A 19,577-nucleotide genomic window follows, 5' to 3' on the forward strand; every position below is an offset into this window, starting at 1 on the left:
CAGTTAACAGGAGGCACGGCGATGCTACAGGTTTCGCATCTCAGCGCGGAGTACGGCGGTAAAGCGGTACTCGACGACATTAATCTGACGGTGGATGAGGGCGAGCTGCTGGTGGTGCTCGGCCCTTCCGGCTGCGGTAAGACGACGCTGCTTAACCTGATCGCCGGTTTCGTCCCCTATTACTCCGGCAGTATTACGCTGCAGGGTAAAACGGTTGAGGGCCCTGGCGCCGAGCGCGGGGTCGTTTTCCAGAACGAAGGGCTGCTGCCCTGGCGCTCGGTACTGCATAACGTGGCCTTCGGGCTGCAGCTTGCCGGGCAGGCTAAGCCCGAGCGGGAAGAGATTGCGCTCGACATGCTGCGTAAGGTTGGGCTGGAAGATAAGGCGAAAAACGCCATCTGGCAGCTTTCCGGCGGGCAGCGGCAGCGGGTGGGCATCGCCCGCGCGCTGGCAACAAAGCCTCAGCTTTTGTTGCTGGACGAACCCTTCGGGGCGCTGGATGCCTTTACCCGCGAGCAGATGCAAACCCTGCTGCTGAAACTGTGGCACGAAAGCCGCCGCCAGGTGCTGCTGATTACTCATGACATTGAGGAAGCGGTATTTCTGGCGACGGAGTTAGTGTTGCTGTCACCCGGCCCTGGCCGCGTGCTGGAGCGTTTGCAGCTTGATTTCGGGCGTCGTTTCGCCGACGGAGAGCCGTGCCGCAGCATCAAATCTGACCCTGAATTTATCGCGAAGCGCGAATACGTGCTGAACCGCGTGTTCGAACAGCGGGAGGGCTTCTTATGAGCGTAGTCATTCAGGACAAACCTGTGCGCCGCCGCCTTACGCTGCGCTGGCCGTTTTCTCGTCAGCTCACTCTGAGCGCAACCACGCTGGTCGTATTGGTGCTGCTGTGGTGGTGGGTAGCGGCACAGCACTGGGTCAGCCCGCTGTTTCTGCCGCCGCCTGGGCAGGTGCTGGCGAAGCTGATTACCATTGCCGGGCCACAGGGCTTTATGGACGCCACGCTGTGGCAGCACCTGGCTGCCAGCCTGGGGCGCATTCTTACCGCGCTTGCCGCTGCGGTACTGATCGGTATTCCGGTGGGGATTGCGATGGGGCTCAGTACCACCGTGCGCGGCATTCTTGATCCACTGATCGAGCTTTACCGCCCGGTGCCGCCGCTGGCCTATTTGCCGCTGATGGTGATTTGGTTTGGCATCGGCGAGACCTCCAAAATTCTGCTGATTTACCTCGCGATTTTTGCGCCGGTGGCGATGTCCACTATGGCGGGCGTGCGCAGTGCGAAGCAGGTACGTATTCGCGCCGCTCAGGCGCTGGGCGCGTCTCGTTTGCAGGTCATCTGGCATGTGATATTGCCGGGTGCGCTGCCTGAAATTCTGACCGGCTTCCGCATTGGGCTGGGCGTAGGCTGGTCCACTTTGGTGGCCGCAGAGCTCATCGCCGCCACGCGCGGGCTGGGCTTTATGGTGCAGTCGGCCGGTGAGTTTCTGGCAACGGATGTGGTACTGGCCGGGATCGGCGTAATTGCCGTCATCGCGTTTTGTTTAGAACTGGGGCTGCGGGCGCTACAGCGTCGCCTGACCCCGTGGCATGGAGAAGGGCAATGAGTGAAAAAGTGAACGTTAAGCCATTGGGGCCGTACATAGGGGCACAGGTCAGCGGCGTGGATTTAACACGCGGCCTGAGCGATAACCAGTTCGAGCAGATTTACCACGCGTTGATCCGTCATCAGGTGCTGTTCTTCCGTGAGCAGGAGATAACGCCTTCTCAGCAGCGCGCGCTGGCTCTGAGATTCGGCGACCTGCACATTCACCCGGTTTACCCGCATGCCGAAGGTGTGGAAGAAATTATCGTGCTGGATACCCACAATGATAATCCACCGGATAACGACAACTGGCACACCGACGTGACCTTTATTGAAAAGCCACCTGCCGGGGCGATTCTGGCGGCGAAACAGCTGCCGGAAACCGGCGGGGATACGCTGTGGACCAGCGGTATTGCTGCTTATGAAGCGCTGTCCGAGCCGTTTAAAAAGCTGCTGTCCGGGCTGGAGGCAGAACATGACTTCCGCAAATCGTTCCAGGAGTACAAGTATTCCCACAACGAAGTTGAGCACCAGCGCTGGCGCGAGGCCGTGGCGAAGAACCCGCCGATGCGCCATCCGGTGATTCGTACTCATCCGGTCAGCGGCAAGCAGGCGCTGTTCGTCAATGAAGGCTTTACCACGCGTATTGTTAACCTGACGGAAAAAGAGAGCGAGGCGCTGCTGGGCTTCCTGTTTGCCCACATCACCAAGCCGGAGTTCCAGGTGCGCTGGCGCTGGCAGCAAAACGATATTGCCATCTGGGATAACCGCGTCACCCAGCATTATGCCAACGCCGATTATCTCCCGGCTCGTCGCATCATGCACCGCGCGACTATTTTAGGTGATAAGCCTTTCTGGCGAAGTTGATAAAAAAATAGCGCCTAATATCAGGCGCTATTTTTGGATTTTTTTAAGCTCGAACTTTCACCGCAACCAGCATCGCCGTCAGCAGCATCAGGCTGCCGGACAGCATCAGCGGAGCCAGCAGGCCGAGGTTATCCAGCGCCAGGCCGCCTATCGCCGCCCCGCAGGTGTTAGCCAACTGGATCACGGCTACCTGAATCGACCCGGCTTTTTCCGCCTGATCCGCCAGCGAACGGGTGATCCACGTTGACCAGCCGACCGGTACCAGGGCAAAAGCCAGCCCCCAGACCACCGCAATCACCGAAGCCACGACTTTGTTCGCCCCCCAAAGCACCAGTACCGCGGCGCTGATAGCGAGGATCAGCGGCGCGCAGGCCAGCGCCAGCTTGAGCGATCGTTTGAGAATAGGCGCGGAAAGCGAGGTGCCGACGAAGCTGGCAATACCAAAGCTCAGCAGCACCAGCGTCAGGCCGTCAACGTCAAAGCCCGACATTGTCATATAAACCGGGCGGATATAGGTAAAGAACGAGAACTGACCCGCAAACGCCATGAAGATGGCGAGCATGCCCGCCAGCACGCCCGGGCGTTTGAGCAGGCCAAACATGTTTTGTTTCTGGTGTGCCGCTTCGCCCGGCAGGGAAGGCAGCGCTTTCCAGACCCAGACAATACAGGCGACACCCATCAGGGCGGCGGCGTTAAAGACGTTGCGCCAGCCGATGATCCCCCCGAGAAAGCTGCCCAGCGGGGCGGCAATCACTAACGCAATCGATACGGCACCGAAGATAACGGACAGCGCCTTAGGCACCGTGCGCGCAGGAACAAGGCGCATGGTCAGTGAGGCCGACATGGCCCAGAAACCGCCCAGCGCCAGCCCGAGGCACGCGCGACCAAGCAGCAACAGAGAGAAATTACCCGCGAACGAAACCAGCAGGCAGGAGGCGGTCAGCAGGACGGCAAAAAGCAGTACCACGCGGCGGCGATCGGTAGAGCCAATCAAGTTGGTAATAAACAGGCTGGCAAACATCGCCACAAACGCGGTGACGGTGACCGACTGTCCGGCAACGCCCTCGGAGATATTCAGTTCCTGCGCCATCGGAGTCAACAGGCTAACCGGCAAAAACTCAACGGTAATCAGGCAGGCCACGCAAAACGCAATAGCAAAGACTGCTGACCAGTTGGGGCGGGTTATCGAGGTCGCTGGAATGGCATGGGGAGCGGTTTCATTCATCCTGAAGTCCTGGGTAAATTTTTTGATGGCAAGCCCTCCAGTGTATCACCGCTTGCGTAACGGCTTTAACGTTTTGGCAACTTCGCTCAGTTTTGCGCATGAGGTGTTCAAAATCATCTTTCCTTGATAAAACAAAAAATAAACAAATTTAACAAAAAGTGAACAATATTCTTGTGCTCAGAGAACAATATAACCCCCTAAATTAACGAGCCTTTTATCCCTTTATGCCCGTTTTACCGAAAGGTTGCCCTGGTTATTTCTTAGGCCTCATTAAGACCTCGCTTATATAACATAAAGAATTGGCATCTATTACTTAATTCAAATTTGGCTTAATTTAGCCACACTTCGTAACCCATCACGAATATATAAAATTTCATCTTGAATTATTAAGGATAACGTTGTTCGGTGCATGAAATAATGTGCTGGGGAAGCGTTCGTCTTTAATTCTAATGAAACCACTAAGCATTCTAAGGAATTCCCACAGGATGTGGGGAATGCGTTATGCGGTCATTTAAGACCGATGATGATTCAAACGGAGTCATGAAGGATGCATAACTCCGATGTGCGTTTTATATATGAAGGAATACCCATGAAATTAAGCAAAATCGCCTCTTCTCTGATCGCAACCGTTGCTCTGGTCAGCGGCGCCGCTAACGCAGCAGATCCTGTTACCGTTAATGGCGGTACCGTGCATTTCCAGGGCGAGCTGGTTAACGCCGCTTGCGCAGTCAGCACGCAGTCCGACGGCCAGATCGTTAAACTGGGCCAGTACCGTACCGCAGCTTTCACCAAAGTGGGCGATACCTCTTCCCAGATCCCATTCAACATCGTACTGACCGATTGCGATAGCACCGTTGCGGCCACCGCTTCTGTGGCATTCACCGGCCAGACTGACGCCACCGACCCAACGCTGCTGGCGGTAAACTCCGGCGGTAACGCAACCACCGCGAAAGGCGTAGGTATCGAGATCCTGGATCGTACCTCTAAGACCCTGTCTCCGAACGGTTCTACCTTCTCTACCGCTCAGACGCTGAACGACGGCGAGAATACCATTCCGTTCACCGCTCGCTATAAAGCTACTGCTGCTACCGCCACTGCCGGTGCTGCGAACGCGGACGCAACTTTCGTAATGAAATACGAATAATCAGCCACGGCTGATTGCTCAGGGATGATTCAGCCTCAGGGACGAGGCTTGTCCGACGCGAGTCCAGAGAGGACGATGATGATAAGGAAAATCCTGCTCCTGGCTATCCTGGCCGCGGTGAATCCCGTTCAGGCAAAGCGCATTGTGGTAATCCACGGTGGGGAAGTGCATATGCAGGGTGAGCTGGTCAACGGCGCCTGCGCCGTCGCGCCTGAAAGTCAGGAAATGACCGTGCAAATGGGCCAGTACCCGAGCAACGTTTTTAAAGATGTTGGCAGCTACGCGCCGCCCAGCATCCCTTTTACCCTTCGGCTGACGGACTGTCGCCCGGAGGTTTATGACCATGTGGGCATCGCGTTTCAGGGGTCTACCCCGGCGGAAGATCCTCTGGTCTTTCTGGCCACGTCCAGCGTAAGTGGCAATGACGCCAGCAGCGGTATTGGCCTCGCGTTATTCGACCAGCAGCAGCAGTTAATTATTCCCAATAGCGAACCGGCTTCTTATTCGCAAATAACTACGCAGGAAATGAGTTTTCATTTTACTGCCCGTTATCGTTCGGTTTCTAAGCATATGTCGCCCGGAAATATTCGCTCCGACATTTGGTTCACGCTGGTTTATCCCTGAACCTCTGCTTCTCCATTCTGGCTATTTTGATGGTACCTGTCGTGATGAACAAATTATATAAAGCCGCTTCGGCACTGATGCTCTCTTTAATGATGATTGCTTTTAATGCGCAGGCCGCGGGCGGTATTGCCCTGGGGGCCACGCGCGTTATTTATCCGGCCGACGCGAAACAAACTTCGCTGGCTATCACCAACAGCGATCCGAAAGAACGCTTCCTGGTGAACTCCTGGATCGAGAACGATTTGGGGCAGAAAGAGAAAAGCTTCGTGGTTACGCCGCCGCTGTTTGTCAGCGAGCCAAAAAGCGAGAACACGCTGCGTATTATCTACGCCGGACCCGCGTTGCCGACGGATCGCGAGTCCATTTTTTGGATGAACGTTAAGGCGATCCCTTCAGTGGATAAAAACAGCGTGGAGGGCAAAAACGTTCTCCAGCTGGCGGTTCTCTCCCGCATTAAGCTGTTCGTGCGTCCTAAAAATCTGCAGATGCAGCCGGAAGATGCGCTGAAAGAGATTCGCTTCGCGCGTAACGGTCAGTACCTGAAGATAAGCAACCCTTCGCCTTACTACGTTTCGCTGGTCAACCTGAAGATGGGAAGTGAAAAACTGCCTAACACTATGGTGGCACCGAAAAATAGCGTGCAGGTTGCCGTGCCGTCCGGCGTTCAGGGCGCGGTGAGCTTCCAGACCGTTAACGACTACGGCGCGGTGACCAAAGCACAAGCGGGTGTCATGCAGTAACGCCAGGCTGGCAAAGGGAAGCAGGTAAATCATGAAGAGATCAGTCTCGCGTAAGGTGTTTAGGTTAGCGCCACTGACGGTGACCATTGTGGCCTCACTCTGGCCCGCGTTCGCTGCCGCTGAGAGCTATTTCAACCCGGCATTTTTGTCGGACGATACCGCGGCGGTGGCGGATCTGTCTCGTTTCGAAAAAGGCAGCAGTCAGCCGCCGGGCGTTTATCGCGTGGACATCTGGCGCAACGATGAATTTGTTGCCACCGAAGACGTGCGTTTTACTGCCACGGAATCGAAAGCCCCTGCTTCTGAAGCCGTGAAGTCCGGCGGGCTGACGGCCTGTCTGGACGTTGACTGGCTCAAGCGTCTTGGGCTGAATATGCTGGCGTATCCTGAGCTGGCGAAATATAAATCCGGCGAGTGCGTACCGGTGACAACGGCGGTGCCGGGCGCTGAAATGAGCTATGACTTTTCGCGTTTGCGGCTTGATATTAGCCTGCCTCAGGCCTCTTTAATCAACAGCGCGCGCGGCTACATCCCTCCGGATCAGTGGGATGAAGGGATCCCTGCGGCGCTGCTGAACTACACCTTCACCGGCAACCGCGGGACTTACAACGACAGTTATTATCTGAACTTGCAAAGCGGCCTGAATCTGGGCCCGTGGCGTCTGCGTAACAACGGCGCCTGGAACTATACCAGCGGTGATGGCCACCATCAGAACCAATGGCAGAACATCAGCACCACGCTGCAGCGCACGATTATTCCGCTCAAGGGCGAACTGGTCATGGGCGACAGCAACACCGGCAGCGATGTGTTCGACAGTCTCGGGTTTCGCGGGGCGCGCCTCTACTCTTCTGACAGCATGTATCCGGACAGCCTGCAGGGATACGCGCCCACCGTGCGTGGGATTGCCCGTACCAACGCCAAAATCGTCGTCCGCCAGAATGGCTATGTGATTTATCAGAGCTACGTCTCCCCGGGCGCGTTTGCCATCAGCGACCTTAACCCGACGTCTTCAAGCGGTGACCTTGAGGTTACGGTAGAAGAGAAAGACGGTTCTTTGCAGAAATACACCGTGCCTTATTCCACCGTGCCGATGCTGCAGCGTGAAGGCCGGTTTAAATATGACGTGGTGATGGGGGATTTCCGCAGCGGGAATAATCAGCAGGATAAACCGTTCTTTACCCAGGGCACGCTGATTGCCGGTCTGCCGAACGGCTATACCGCCTATGGCGGGACACAGCTGGCAGATCGTTATACCGCAGTCGCGTTAGGTGCCGGTAAAAACCTCGGCGACTGGGGGGCTATTTCGCTCGATCTCACCCATGCACGCAGCAAGCTGGCGGATGACAGCGAGCATCAGGGGCAGTCGCTGCGCTTCCTGTATGCGAAATCCCTGAGCGATTATGGGACCAACTTCCAGCTGCTTGGCTATCGCTACTCTACGCGCGGTTTTTACACCCTGGATGACGTGGCTTACCGGAATATGGAAGGCTACCAGTATGAGTGGCAAAACAACGACAGCAACCGGCAGGAGCTGGTGGCGACCAGCTATCACAACCTGCGCTACAACAAAAAGGGCCGATTTCAGGTCAACATATCCCAGTCGCTGGGGGATTACGGCTCGGTCTATGTTTCCGGTAGCCAGCAAACTTACTGGGGAACCGATCAGGACAATACCTGGTATCAACTGGGCTATTCCAGCGGCTGGCGCGGCATCAGCTATTCGCTTTCCTGGTCGTGGAGTAAGTCGCTCGGCCTGGCAGACACCAACCGGATTGTCGCGTTCAATCTTTCGATTCCGTTTAGCACGCTGCTTGGTCACGGTTATTCGCGCGATACGGCGTTGGATCGTGCCTATGCCACGATGGCCACAAGCCGCAGCTCTGACGGTAAAAACAGCTGGCAATCCGGGGTCGGCGGCACGCTGCTGGAAGGCCGTAACCTGAACTACAGCGTGAGTCAGGGGCATACCAGCAATAACGGTTATTCCGGCAGCGCTACCGCCAACTGGCAGGCTACGTACGGCACGCTCGGCCTGGGCTACAACTATGACCGCAATCAGCATGACTTTAACTGGCAGACTTCCGGTGGCGTGGTGGGGCATTCAGATGGCGTGACCTTCAGCCAGCCGCTGGGCGACACCAACGTGTTAATTAAAGCGCCAGGCGCTTCCGGAGTCAGCGTTGAAAACCAGACCGGCGTGAAAACGGACTGGCGTGGTTATGCCGTCATGCCGTATGCCACGGTTTACCGCTACAACCGCGTAGCGCTGGACACCAACACGATGGATAACCACACCGATATTGAAAACAACGTCAGCAGCGTGGTGCCGACGGAAGGCGCGCTGGTTCGCGCCACCTTCGACGCGCGTATTGGCGTGCGCGCCATCATTACCGTTAAACGCGGTGACCGCCCGGTGCCGTTTGGCTCAGTGGTGCGTGAGGTGCAAAGCGGCGTGACCAGCATGGCTGGCGACGACGGGCAAATCTACCTCAGCGGCCTGCCGTTGAAGGGGAACTTGTTGATCCAATGGGGCGACGGAAAAGGCTCCCAGTGTCGCGCCAACTACTCCCTGCCGGAAGAGAGCCTGAAGCAGGCTGTCGTCATGGCAACCGCCACCTGTTCATAGCGTGCGGAGAGATTCAGGAAGATGAAGATGAAACTGAACAACTTGATTACCGGCGGGCTGCTGCTGGCCTGCGCGGGGCCCGCTGCGGCGACGGTTTGCTCGAATGAAAACGGCATTCCGACGGATATTGCTTATGATTTATCTGACAAATTTAATAGCAGCAATAACAACGTCGGACAGATCGTTACCCTGTCCGAAAAATCAGGCCTGATTGGCGTGAATGCGATTTGCCCGAAGGGGACGTCGGGGAATACCACCAAGCGTAGCTACGTGACAGATTTACCCATTCAGGAAGTGGTGGGTAGTTATAAATATCTGAAAATAAACGATTACCTTAATGGGACAATGAAAATCAACGACAGCTATGCCGGTGATTTTTATCCTCCGGTGAACTACATGCAGATGGGTTCGCACCCTAACGTGTCGAAAAATAAGCCTTTTGGGGTCACAGATTCGAAACTGGTTTTTCGTCTTAAAGTCACCCGCCGTTTTATCAATATGGTGCCGATTCCACGGCAGACGATGTTCCGTGTCTACGTGACGACGACCACCGGGGATCCGTTAAGTACGGTGGTTTACACCATCAGCTATAGCGGCAAAGTTGAAGTGCCGCAGACCTGTGAAATCAACGCCGGCCAGGTGGTTGAGTTCGACTTCGGCAGTATTGGTGCCTCGCTGTTCAGCCAGGCCGGGGCCGGTAACCGCCCGCAAAGCGTGACGCCGCAGAGCAAAACCGTCGGCATCAAATGCACCAACATTGACGCTCAGGCTTACCTTACGCTACGCCTTGAGGCCGAGAAGACTAACGGCAATATGATGGTGTCCGATAACAGCGATCTTGGCTTTATCGTGGCCAATTCCAGCGGGACGCCGCTGACGCCAAATAACCTGGGCAGCAAAATTAATTTCCAGCTTGATGACACGGCGGCGGCCAGGGTGGGGATTCGCGCCTGGCCGGTCAGCGTAACGGGCGTCAAGCCGAAGGAAGGGCCGTTCACCGCCCGTGGCTATCTGCGTGTTGACTTCGATTAAGGGGACAAGGATGAAAAAATTATCCCTGACCGCGTGGGTGCTGTTTTCAGTGTTGCTGAATCCCACGGTGAAAGCAGCCTCTCCTCTGGGGGAAATCAACGTTGAGCTACGTGGCAATATTGTGGATTTCACCTGCGTTGTAGAGACGGGCAGCGACAACAAGACCGTGAAACTGGGATCGTGGCCGACCAAACAGCTGCGCACCGCCGGGAGCACAACTCAGGCAATGCCGTTCAACCTCAAGCTAACCGGCTGCCCGCCGGGCGGCACCGCCTCTATCACCTTTAACGGAAAGAGTACCGGGACGGGGCTACTGGCGCTTAATGCTGCCAGTACGGCGAAGAATGTGGCCATTGAGCTGATGAATGAGGATAAGTCCCGATTGTTGCTGAATGATGCCAGTAAAACGATGCCGGTTGATGCTAACGGTGATGTCACGCTGAAATTCTGGGCCAACTATATTGCCACAGCAGATAATGCGGATGCCGGGCTGGCTAATGCGGATGCGACGTTTCTGATTAGCTACAATTAAAAGAGTTTAATGGTTCCAGAAAATAACCGGGAGGAGCGTTCCCGGTATTTCCGCTTCCTGTGCGTGGGTATCCTTTATAGCAGTTCGTGCACCTTGGCATAGTCAATCAGCTCAACGATGGAAGTGAGTCCGAGTTTAGAGAATATATTCGCTTTATGTGCGCTTATGGTTTTATTGCTAAGCAGAAGTTGCTCGGCAATCTCTTTATTTGATAGCCCATTCGCCAAATAGCGCAGCACTGTCACCTCACGGTTGGATAACGGCATATCGTCCATTGTCCCCCGACGTGATTTATGACTGCTGATAAAGTGCAGCGTCTCCGAAGGGAAAAAGGAGTAGCCTGACAGCAGCATTTCCACCGCGTTAAATATATCTTCCTGTTCCTTACGTTTGCTTACAAAGCCGTTGGCACCGGCCTGAATAGCGCGCCCGGCGTAAAAAGACTCTGATTTTGATGACAGGAAAAGGATCTTGGTTTTTTCCTGTATTCCTTTGATTCTCTTGAGTAATGTGAAGCCGTCGGTGTTGGGGAGTTCAATATCAAGAATCACCAGGTCGACGGGATTTGCTCGCATATAGTCGATAACTTCCCGACCATCATCTGTTTTTAAAACAACATTAATATCTTTATTCTTCTGGAGCAGCACTTCTATCGACATTCTGACAATAGGGTGTTCGTCCATAATGATTACGGATGCCGGTTTCATTTTTTTTGCCTCGAGTGTTTGATAAAAACATCGCTTTGACACAGCGTCAATGGCAGCGAAAGTGATAAACAGTGAGTTGGCGGTTGCCGGTCTTTATGCGGGAACCTCCTTGTTTATATTAATACTTATCCCTTTTTAAATTCGTTATTCATGGCTGGAGAATGACTGCCTAAATAACTTCACATTTAAACGTTATAAATGCCCTGGCAAATATAAATATGTGATGAGGTGATTATACAGCGCAGTTTTTGTGGGAAAAGTCTGATGTTCCAGGCGTGCATCTGAGTCAATACGAAATGCTGTCTGGTTAATGGGCCTTTTTCCAAATTGAATTAACTCACCTTAATTTTAAGTTAGGTTGGTTTGAAAGACTTTTTATTGCAGAAAAAATGACATTTAGTTCTGATTGTTGTTAATTTGTTTTGGATCAAAAAGTGCTGAATGGCGGTATAGCGGAAGAATTGCTTCCAGGAATAGTTGTAATTGTTATTATTTTGTTGGTTTTTAACTCAGGCCAAACATAAAAATTAAGTAAATTCTTAAAATATCTTACCACTCAGTAGGTTAGTTCGATCGCCAATGTGCGTTATTTGCAACAGAAATTTCATGAAGCAGATGCAGTAGTTTACTGCGCTTATCAAGCGCCAGTCGGGCCAGCAAAACGTTGAAGCGATAAACGACGTAATGATAGGGTTTCTCCAGAAAAAGAGCGATAGATTTCAATGACTCCCCGCGACTTAGCGCCAGCAAAATCACCCATTCTCTAATGGAAAAACCGGGTGTGTCGTATCGCGTGGGTAAATCGGTGTCGCTAAAGCTCAGCGCCTGCTTTAGTTTGTCCGGCGGCAGACGACGCTCTACAAGTTTGCAGTCAACGGCCAGCAGGATAAACCGCATGACTTCAGGTTTTCGTAGTGCGCTAAGCAAGGTGATTTGGGGCTGCGGCGTGGTGATTATTTGTTGACGAATGGCCTGCAGAACTTCAAACGTCGGTGTCTCCAGACTGTCGAGGTCGATGATCAGACGGGGCACAGAGGAGAGTGCCTGATGCGCAATAACGTCATCCAGTGAAGAGGAAACCGGAATGTTAAGGTGCTGAAAAAGGTTGCCGGTGATTGCGCTGCTGAGAAAGCTGTCGGCAGAGATCAGAATGGCGTCGGGCTTCTTTGGTTTTTGTCCCCCTATCAATTGCTGCTGAAGATATTCAAGACGATCAAAAAAAAGCGGCGCGGTGTAGTTGGCGGGGTTTAGAAAATAATCAGTCCGACTACGGCGGTGTTTATTTCGCCTCATAGCTGCGCACATAAGCCTCCTCACAATGACAATGTATCAGAGAGCAGCCTGCGTTTATGCGGCCATAAATAGCCTTGTCCGAGGCTGGCGCCAGACTGGCGAGCGAGCTCGAGATGTTGCGTGTCTTCGATACCTTCAATGACAACCTGAGGCGATATATCTGCGCATTGTGCAACCAATTGCCGAAGTGCCCGGCGGTTTTTGCTGAGCGTCCAGAATGCGTGTTTATCAATTTTTACTCCGCCGACATCAATGGCGTAGCGGTGGAAGCTTGCAATACAGGTATCGGTAAGGTCATCAAGCCATACCGAAATCTTACGTTGCTGTAACAGCTTAATTCGCTCACACAGGCGAAGTTGATGCTGCCTGGAGCACATACCAAAATGTGGGGCATCCTGTATCTCAATTGTTATCCATGATTCACAAACATCAAGCAGCCGGGTGAATAGCCGATCGTCAATCAGCGCCATAAGGGGAAGGTTAAGGCTGTACCCGCCGGGTTCTGGCAGGGACTTCAGCAGGCTGGCCTGGTGGCAGAAAAGCGCCATGCTGTCGGAAACCGGCAGATGGGCAAAGAAATCGTCAGCGTCGTTCGACGGCGATAGCTGACTGAGTACTTCGTGAGTAATAACGCGTCCATTAAATAAATTAACAATCGGTTCCAGACGGAGGCCGGATATATGCTGGTTACCCGATAATAAAATGTTATCACTAGAAATATTTATCATTATTTTGTCGCTAATTGTGACAATTATTACGGAGTTGCTGATCGATCAATGACCTGAGAGAAAGAGGTGGCGTGCTGTCAGCAAATTTGGAGATTATTCTGAGTGTATTCTCTCAGCGCCGCGAAGGGGTTAATAGCAGGGATGGCTTATTCCAGGTTGCGAAAATTCGCAACCCTGAAGTGTGAAGGGAGTGTTTTTTTAATAATTAAGAGTAATTCCCTGGCGTAATAAGAAAGTACTTAATAAATGGATTCAATCCAGCAAGAAAGGCAAATTAAGCTTGATATAATTCATGAGTTTATATTGGCTCTTGATATTCAGTTTTTTCATAATCGACAGTCGTTTATCCCGCGCTGCATTTTCATCGATATGCATAATAAAAGCCGCGTCAATCAGCGAATAACCACAGGCCATTAGCTTCAGCAACTCGCGCTCCTGCATGCTGAAATGCCGTGTTGTGCAGTAGTGGCAAATAGACGTAGGCACGGGCAGCGTGTTTTTTTTGCGGCGTTCAGGATCTACCCAGGGGGCCAGCTTGAGCCTGACATCTTCGACCTCATCCTCACGGTAGATAGACGGCAGCATATACAGGCAGGGGCGAAACATCAGGTTCTCCTGATCCTGCTTTTTGCAGATGAGGATCACTCGCTGATGGCGCGTCGTCTGCGGTATTTTGTAGCAGTTGGCCGTTGACCAGTTGTCATCGAGTGCGAAAAAAACCAGATCCGCGACATCCTGGTGCGCCAACGGTAGGAAATGATAAGTCTCGCTAAACTGATGGCAGAGCTGCTGGATAATAATTTTAATGCCATTTGCAAAATGGCTATTTCTTTCACAGATAGCAACGGTAAGCATGCCTTCCTCCGGGCTGGTTGACTATTAAAAAAATGATAGTGAAAAAAACTCGGTTTATGAATGTGTTACGACTTAACCCCGCAGGCGTGGAGGATGAATTATTGCCAGGCCATTTCCTGGGAGTAGCAGAAAAAACGGCAAAAAAACGCTTTGGGTAAAGTTTTCTGCTGTTACGCCGATGATTAAGACTTGTCTTACAGGGAATGAGAAGCAATGTTAAACCGTATCAAAATCGTTACAAGCTTACTGGTCGTCCTGGGGCTGTTTGGCATTTTGCAGATAGCTTCTGGCGGGTTGTTCTTCAACGCGCTGAAGCAGGACAAAGAAAATTTCACCGTTTTACAAACCATTCGTCAGCAGCAGTCAACGCTGAACGGCAGCTGGGTTGCGCTGCTGCAAACCCGTAATACCCTGAACCGAGCGGGTATTCGCTACATGATGGATGCCAATAAAATTGGCAGCGGTTCGACCGTTGAAGAGCTGATGGCCATTGCCAGCACCTCGCTGAAACAGGCGGAAGTTGAGTGGGCGGCTTATGAAGCCTTGCCGCGCGATCCACGCCAGAGCGATGCCGCCGCGCAAGAAATTAAGCGCAACTACGACATTTATCACGGCGCGCTAGCGGAGCTGATTCAGCTGCTTGGCGCGGGGAAAATTAACGAATTCTTCGATCAGCCAACCCAGGGGTATCAGGACGGTTTTGAGAAGCAATACGTTAACTATCTGCAGCAAAACGACCACCTTTATCAGGAAGCTGTCGACAGCAGCAACAGTTCCTACAGCATGGCGATTTGGATCCTGATTGGCGTCCTGATTGTGGTGCTGGTGGTGATCCTTGTGGTCTGGCAGGGGATCCGCACAACGCTTATCTCTCCGCTGAATCGTCTGATCGAAAGCATTCGCCATATTGCCAGCGGCGATTTGGTGCGCAAAATCGACGTTGAAGGCACCAACGAGATGGGGCAGTTGGCCGAGAACCTGCGGCATATGCAAAACGAGCTGGTGATTACCGTGGGTGAAGTCCGCAACGGCGCGAATGCTATTTATAGCGGTGCCAGCGAGATTTCCATCGGCAATAACGATCTCTCTTCTCGTACCGAACAGCAGGCGGCTTCGCTTGAGGAAACGGCCGCGAGCATGGAGCAGCTGACTGCCACGGTTAAGCAGAATGCCGAGAACGCCCGTCAGGCCAGCCAGCTGGCGCTGAGCGCCTCTGAGACCGCACAGCGTGGTGGCAAAGTCGTGGACAATGTGGTGCATACCATGAGCGAAATTGCCGGCAGCTCGCAGAAAATTGCCGACATTATTAGCGTGATTGACGGCATTGCCTTCCAGACTAACATTCTGGCACTTAACGCTGCCGTTGAAGCTGCCCGTGCGGGTGAGCAGGGGCGTGGTTTTGCGGTCGTAGCCGGTGAAGTTCGTAACCTGGCGCAGCGCAGCGCCCAGGCCGCAAAAGAGATTAAAACCCTGATTGAAGACTCGGTCAGCAAGGTGGATACCGGTTCGACGCTGGTTGAAAGCGCCGGGGAAACCATGGGGGAAATCGTTAATGCGGTTACCCGCGTGACCGATATCATGGGTGAGATTGCCTCTGCTTCTGACGAGCAGAGTCGCGGTATCGATCAGGTTGGATTAGCGGTTGCAGAAATGGATCGTGTGACCCAGCAGAACGCCGCGCTGGTGGAGGAGTCTGCCGCTGCCGCTGCCGCGCTGGAAGAACAGGCCAGCCGTCTTACGCAGTCCGTTTCCGTGTTCCGTATCGCTCAGGAGCGCCAGGCAAAAGCACAGTCTGCCGCGCCGAAGGCTACTGCGACGACTGCTGCACCGCGTAAAACCGTGGCCGCAGCGTCTGACGATAACTGGGAAACCTTCTGATTTAATAGTTTTCGAAACGATAAGGCGGACAGTTTAAAGCTGTCCGCCTTTTTTATACCCTGGCCACCATTTCCAAAGCGTCGCTATCCTGAAGCCAGTCGCGTGAATTTATCCTCAGCATTTCCATAAATGTATTCCCTGCGGTGGAAAGCCGCCCAATGCTTGGGCAAACGATGTTCACGCTGGTCGCCGGTAATACTTCTTTGAGCGTGAGTGGACGAAGGTTTTTTTCATAGCCGGGAAAACGCAGCCTGACCGAAGTCCACATGCTGACAATGGGCGCTTGCTCCATCATGCGCGCCATAATCCACGGCGAAGAGCAGTGCACAATTGTCGGCGGCAGCGGCAGGTTATAGCGGCGGAAAACCTGGCCCAGAATAGAGTGCTCCCCCGGCTCATCCCAGTCCAGCCAGGGAAATTGCATCAGGCTCTTCAGAGTCGTGGTGTGGGTCACGGGATGATGTTCGCCAGCAATAATAGTGTTAGTCAGGGCGTAGAGCGCCTCGTGGTACAGCGTGCCGCTGGTGGTCCCACTGGCGCTGGTCATCACCGCCATATCCAGCCGTTGATTAGCCAGGGCATCCAGAATCTGGTGCGGCCTGCCTTCCATGGCGGTGAGTTTCACGCCAGGGTAGCGGCTTTGGTACTGGCTCATTGTGGTGCTGAAAGGGCCATAAGAGGCAGCTGAGGTAAACCCAATGCGCAGCTGACGCATGGCTTTACCAAGCAGGCTGTCTATTTCATCCCTTGCCTGATGCAGCGAACGATCGATGTCTCTGGCATGGCGCAACAGCACCTGCCCGTACTCATTTAACGTCACGCCCCGTGATGAGCGTTGCAAAATTGGCATGCCGATTTCAGTTTCCATCTCCTGAATGGTTTTGGAAATGGCTGGCTGGGTGAGGTGTAGCGCCCGGGCGGCCTTGCCAATGCTGCCTTGTGCGGCAACTTCTAATAACACATCTAACTGATTTAACTTTATTTTCATTTGTTACCCTGCCAAAGACCACCGCCGTAGTGCAAAAAATGTGCTCTCAGAATACAAAGAATATAACCAAAGCCATAACCAATTTTTATGTTTGCGATGTTCTTTTTTTATGCAGATAGTCGAATCACTCCCAGGAGTAACAACACGACATGCAAAATATAATTAGAAGGAAGTGAGCATGAAACCATCTGCCAGTTCTGCCTCAGCGGCCAACGGGTTGATAGCCCCGATCCCGCCTCAAACCCGTCCGGTGGAAGAGCAAACCAGCGCTAAGTCCCTGGTGGCCGTGACGTTGGGAAACGGGTTAGAAATCTATGATTTTGCGGTTTATAGCTTTTTCTCTGTCATTATTGGCCATCTCTTTTTCCCCTCCAGCAATGACTATGTTTCGCTGCTGCTGGCCGTTGCGACCTTTGGCGTAGGCTTTGTGATGCGTCCACTCGGTAGCCTGGTACTTGGCAATTATGCAGACAAGCATGGGCGCCGTGCAGGGATGACGCTGATCCTCGGTTTGATGGCCCTTGGTGTGATGCTGGTGGCGTTTGCGCCCACTTACAGCCAGGCGGGAATTTTTGGGCCGCTGGTGCTGATTTGCGGGCGCCTGCTGCAAGGGTTTTCTGCCGGTGGTGAAGTGGGCGCGGCAACCAGCTGGTTGATGGAGGCCGGAGATAAATCCCGACGCGGGCAGCGCGTGAGCTGGCAGATGACCAGCCAGGGTGGCGCGGCGCTGTTTGGCGCGGCAATGGGGGCGGGATTGAGTCATTATCTCAGTGAAGAAGCCCTGTACGATTGGGGCTGGCGCGTTCCTTTTATTCTAGGTCTGGCCATCATGCCCATCGGCATGTATATCCGCCGCCACCTGCCGGAAACCCATCATACTGAAGCCGCTCCACAGGGGGAGAATTCGGCCAAAATACTCTGGCGAGAGCATCGACGTGCCCTGTTGCTCGGCATTTTGCTGATCATGAAAGGCACGACCACGTTCTACATCATTATCTATTACATGCCTGCGTATATGGTGAACACGCTGCATATGCCTGCGGCAACGTCCTACTGGGTAAGCCTGACGGCGGCGCTGATGACGCTGCTGATCCCCTTTTTTGCCGGTAAGCTGGCGGATCGTCTGCCCCGACGTAAGCCGATCATGACCGCTTGCTTTGCCGTATCGTTATTGCTGATTTGGCCGATCTTCGCATCGATCCTTAACGGCATGCCGCTGTTTGTCACTATTGCGTTAATCGCTGTCGATCAGGTGCTGGCGAATATTTGCACGGTGGTGTTGTTCCTGCTGCTGCTTGAAGCGTTTCCGAAAACGGTGAGAGCTTCGGGTATCGGCATCGTGTATGCCGTTGGCGTGACGCTGTTTGGCGGCTTTGCGCAATTTAACGTGACCTGGCTACTCAAAGTAACCGGCCAGCCTATGACGCCGGCCTGGTATCTGATTTTTTGTTCTTTCGTTTCTCTGGCGGCGTTGCTTGCCTGGCGGGAACGGAAAGCGCTACCTGATGCTTAACACAAGGAGCTGATTATGTTGATTAAAGAGATTCTGGATCGTGAAGAAGAGATGATCGCCATTCGGCGCGATTTCCACCAACATCCGGAGCTGGGTTTTGAAGAGTTCCGAACGAGCGACCGTATTGCCGGGCTGCTGACTGAATGGGGTTACGAAGTGCATCGTGGGTTGGGCGGCACCGGCGTGGTTGGCACGCTTAAGGTGGGCAACGGTGGTAAAAGATTGGGGATCCGTGCCGACATGGATGCGCTACCGATGCAGGAGCAAACGGGTTTGCCGTGGGCAAGCCAGGTAGAGGGGAAGATGCATGCCTGTGGGCACGATGGTCACTGTGCCATTCTGCTTTCTGCGGCGCGTTATCTGGCGGAGAAAAAGTCTTTTAACGGCACGCTGCATCTGATCTTCCAACCTTCGGAAGAAAAGATCGGCGGCGCTAAACGCATGATTGACGATGGCCTGTTCAAGCTCTTCCCGTGTGATGCGGTGTTCGGCCTGCATAATTTCCCACTGATCCCTGCCGGGCAGATTGTGACGAAACCGGGCGCGCTAATGGCATCTTCTGACAGCATGACGATTACCCTGGAAGGCAAAGGGGGGCATGGGTCGATGCCGGAACATTGTATTGATCCCACCATTGCTGGAGCATCTATTGTGATGGCGTTGCAAACTATCGTCTCCCGCAATATTGATCCGCAGGATTCAGCGGTGGTCACCGTAGGCAGCCTGCAGAGCGGCACAACGCATAACATTATCCCTCACAGTGCCGTGCTGAAACTGAACATGCGCGCTTTTAAAGAGGAAGTTCGTGAGGCGCTTAAACAGCGGGTTGAAACCCTTGTACATGCTCAGGCGGAAAGTTTTGGCGTGAAGGCTAGCATTGAGGTGGATTTTGGTTATCCGGTGACGATCAATAACGAAGCGCAAACGGCATTCGCGCTGCAGGTTGCCCGGGACACGTTCGGTGCGGATAAAGTGGCAGATCCTCAGCAAGTTAAGAGCATGATGGGCAGCGAAGATTTCTCTTTTATGTTGGAAGAAGTGCCGGGTTGTTATATCTGGCTGGGAACTGCGACGGGTAAAGATGACTACTCGGTGCATCACCCGCTGTATCAGTTCAACGATGCCTGTATATCGGTGGGCGCAACCTATTGGGTGCGGTTGAGCGAGGCATTTTTGCGCTGAGGTTTTCCCCCTGACGCTTTCCTTTGTGGGAGCGTTAGGGGGAGGATATCCA

Annotated in this window: 18 protein-coding genes; 12 read left to right on the forward strand and 6 right to left on the reverse strand. The window is 53.4% G+C overall.

Going from position 1 to position 19,577, the window contains the following annotated elements:
- Positions 1–21: 21 nt before the first annotated feature.
- From tauB to tauD, 3 genes are read left to right on the forward strand one after another with little or no spacing between them, the layout of a single operon-like run.
- On the forward strand, positions 22–789 hold the full coding sequence (tauB, locus tag CNE01S_RS15610; RefSeq protein ID WP_061277236.1) for a taurine ABC transporter ATP-binding subunit: 768 nt from the start codon (positions 22–24) through the stop codon (positions 787–789).
- Positions 786–1,613: a taurine ABC transporter permease TauC gene (gene tauC / locus CNE01S_RS15615; RefSeq protein ID WP_061277237.1), complete on the forward strand. Its 828-nt coding sequence runs from the start codon at positions 786–788 to the stop codon at positions 1,611–1,613. Before tauB ends, tauC begins: the two co-directional genes overlap by 4 nt.
- Positions 1,610–2,458 carry a taurine dioxygenase gene (tauD, locus tag CNE01S_RS15620; protein ID WP_061277238.1) on the forward strand — a complete coding sequence of 283 codons (849 nt, stop codon included), beginning with the start codon at positions 1,610–1,612 and terminating at the stop codon, positions 2,456–2,458. The genes tauC and tauD overlap by 4 nt, the downstream gene beginning before the upstream one ends.
- Positions 2,459–2,501: 43 nt before the next feature.
- On the opposite strand, the gene nepI is transcribed toward tauD, so the two are convergent.
- The gene (gene nepI / locus CNE01S_RS15625; protein ID WP_061277239.1) at positions 2,502–3,683 is read right to left on the reverse strand and encodes a purine ribonucleoside efflux pump NepI; all 1,182 of its coding nucleotides are present in this window, start codon (positions 3,681–3,683) and stop codon (positions 2,502–2,504) included.
- A gap of 589 nt (positions 3,684–4,272) precedes the next feature.
- On the opposite strand from nepI, the gene fimA reads away from it, so the two are divergent.
- The 6 genes from fimA (at position 4,273) to sfmF (ending at position 10,381) form a co-directional block, all read left to right on the forward strand.
- Positions 4,273–4,827: a type 1 fimbrial major subunit FimA gene (fimA, locus tag CNE01S_RS15630; protein WP_039287876.1), complete on the forward strand. Its 555-nt coding sequence runs from the start codon at positions 4,273–4,275 to the stop codon at positions 4,825–4,827.
- 78 nt (positions 4,828–4,905) lie between these two features.
- On the forward strand, positions 4,906–5,451 hold the full coding sequence (fimI, locus tag CNE01S_RS15635; RefSeq protein WP_061277279.1) for a type 1 fimbrial protein subunit FimI: 546 nt from the start codon (positions 4,906–4,908) through the stop codon (positions 5,449–5,451).
- A gap of 44 nt (positions 5,452–5,495) precedes the next feature.
- Entirely contained in the window at positions 5,496–6,191 is a 696-nt protein-coding gene (fimC, locus tag CNE01S_RS15640; RefSeq protein ID WP_061277280.1) for a type 1 fimbria chaperone FimC, read from the forward strand.
- Between the two features lie 31 nt (positions 6,192–6,222).
- Positions 6,223–8,817, forward strand: a complete 2,595-nt coding sequence (locus CNE01S_RS15645) for a fimbrial biogenesis usher protein (RefSeq protein ID WP_061277240.1) — start codon at positions 6,223–6,225, stop codon at positions 8,815–8,817.
- A gap of 27 nt (positions 8,818–8,844) precedes the next feature.
- Complete coding sequence (fimH, locus tag CNE01S_RS15650; protein ID WP_061277241.1) at positions 8,845–9,849, forward strand: type 1 fimbria D-mannose specific adhesin FimH; 1,005 nt, start codon at positions 8,845–8,847, stop codon at positions 9,847–9,849.
- Positions 9,850–9,859: 10 nt separating this feature from the next.
- Positions 9,860–10,381, forward strand: a complete 522-nt coding sequence (gene sfmF, locus CNE01S_RS15655; RefSeq protein WP_061277242.1) for a fimbria assembly protein — start codon at positions 9,860–9,862, stop codon at positions 10,379–10,381.
- Between the two features lie 74 nt (positions 10,382–10,455).
- On the opposite strand, the gene fimZ is transcribed toward sfmF, so the two are convergent.
- The 4 genes from fimZ to fimW all read right to left on the reverse strand — a co-directional run bounded on the left by fimZ (position 10,456) and on the right by fimW (position 13,964).
- Positions 10,456–11,088, reverse strand: coding sequence for a fimbria biosynthesis transcriptional regulator FimZ (fimZ, locus tag CNE01S_RS15660; RefSeq protein WP_038478785.1), 633 nt, complete (start codon positions 11,086–11,088; stop codon positions 10,456–10,458).
- 564 nt (positions 11,089–11,652) lie between these two features.
- Entirely contained in the window at positions 11,653–12,393 is a 741-nt protein-coding gene (locus tag CNE01S_RS15665; protein WP_061277243.1) for a response regulator transcription factor, read from the reverse strand.
- 8 nt (positions 12,394–12,401) lie between these two features.
- Entirely contained in the window at positions 12,402–13,109 is a 708-nt protein-coding gene (locus CNE01S_RS15670) for an EAL domain-containing protein (protein ID WP_061277244.1), read from the reverse strand.
- A 252-nt stretch (positions 13,110–13,361) separates the two neighbouring features.
- Positions 13,362–13,964, reverse strand: a complete 603-nt coding sequence (gene fimW / locus CNE01S_RS15675) for a fimbria biosynthesis transcriptional regulator FimW (protein WP_061277245.1) — start codon at positions 13,962–13,964, stop codon at positions 13,362–13,364.
- A gap of 213 nt (positions 13,965–14,177) precedes the next feature.
- Between fimW and tsr the strand changes: the two genes are divergently transcribed.
- Positions 14,178–15,842, forward strand: coding sequence for a methyl-accepting chemotaxis protein (gene tsr / locus CNE01S_RS15680; protein ID WP_061277246.1), 1,665 nt, complete (start codon positions 14,178–14,180; stop codon positions 15,840–15,842).
- 52 nt (positions 15,843–15,894) lie between these two features.
- Here the strand turns inward: tsr and CNE01S_RS15685 are convergent, their stop codons facing one another.
- Positions 15,895–16,830 (reverse strand): LysR family transcriptional regulator, encoded by a 936-nt coding sequence (locus tag CNE01S_RS15685; RefSeq protein WP_061277247.1) that lies wholly within the window; start codon positions 16,828–16,830, stop codon positions 15,895–15,897.
- 178 nt (positions 16,831–17,008) lie between these two features.
- Between CNE01S_RS15685 and CNE01S_RS15690 the strand changes: the two genes are divergently transcribed.
- Positions 17,009–18,343, forward strand: coding sequence for an MFS transporter (locus CNE01S_RS15690; RefSeq protein WP_061277248.1), 1,335 nt, complete (start codon positions 17,009–17,011; stop codon positions 18,341–18,343).
- Positions 18,344–18,358: 15 nt separating this feature from the next.
- On the forward strand, positions 18,359–19,525 hold the full coding sequence (locus CNE01S_RS15695) for a M20 aminoacylase family protein (RefSeq protein WP_061277249.1): 1,167 nt from the start codon (positions 18,359–18,361) through the stop codon (positions 19,523–19,525).
- The last annotated feature ends 52 nt before the right edge of the window (positions 19,526–19,577 follow it).

The organism is Cedecea neteri NBRC 105707 = ATCC 33855, assembly GCF_001571265.1.
GTDB lineage: Bacteria > Pseudomonadota > Gammaproteobacteria > Enterobacterales > Enterobacteriaceae > Cedecea > Cedecea neteri.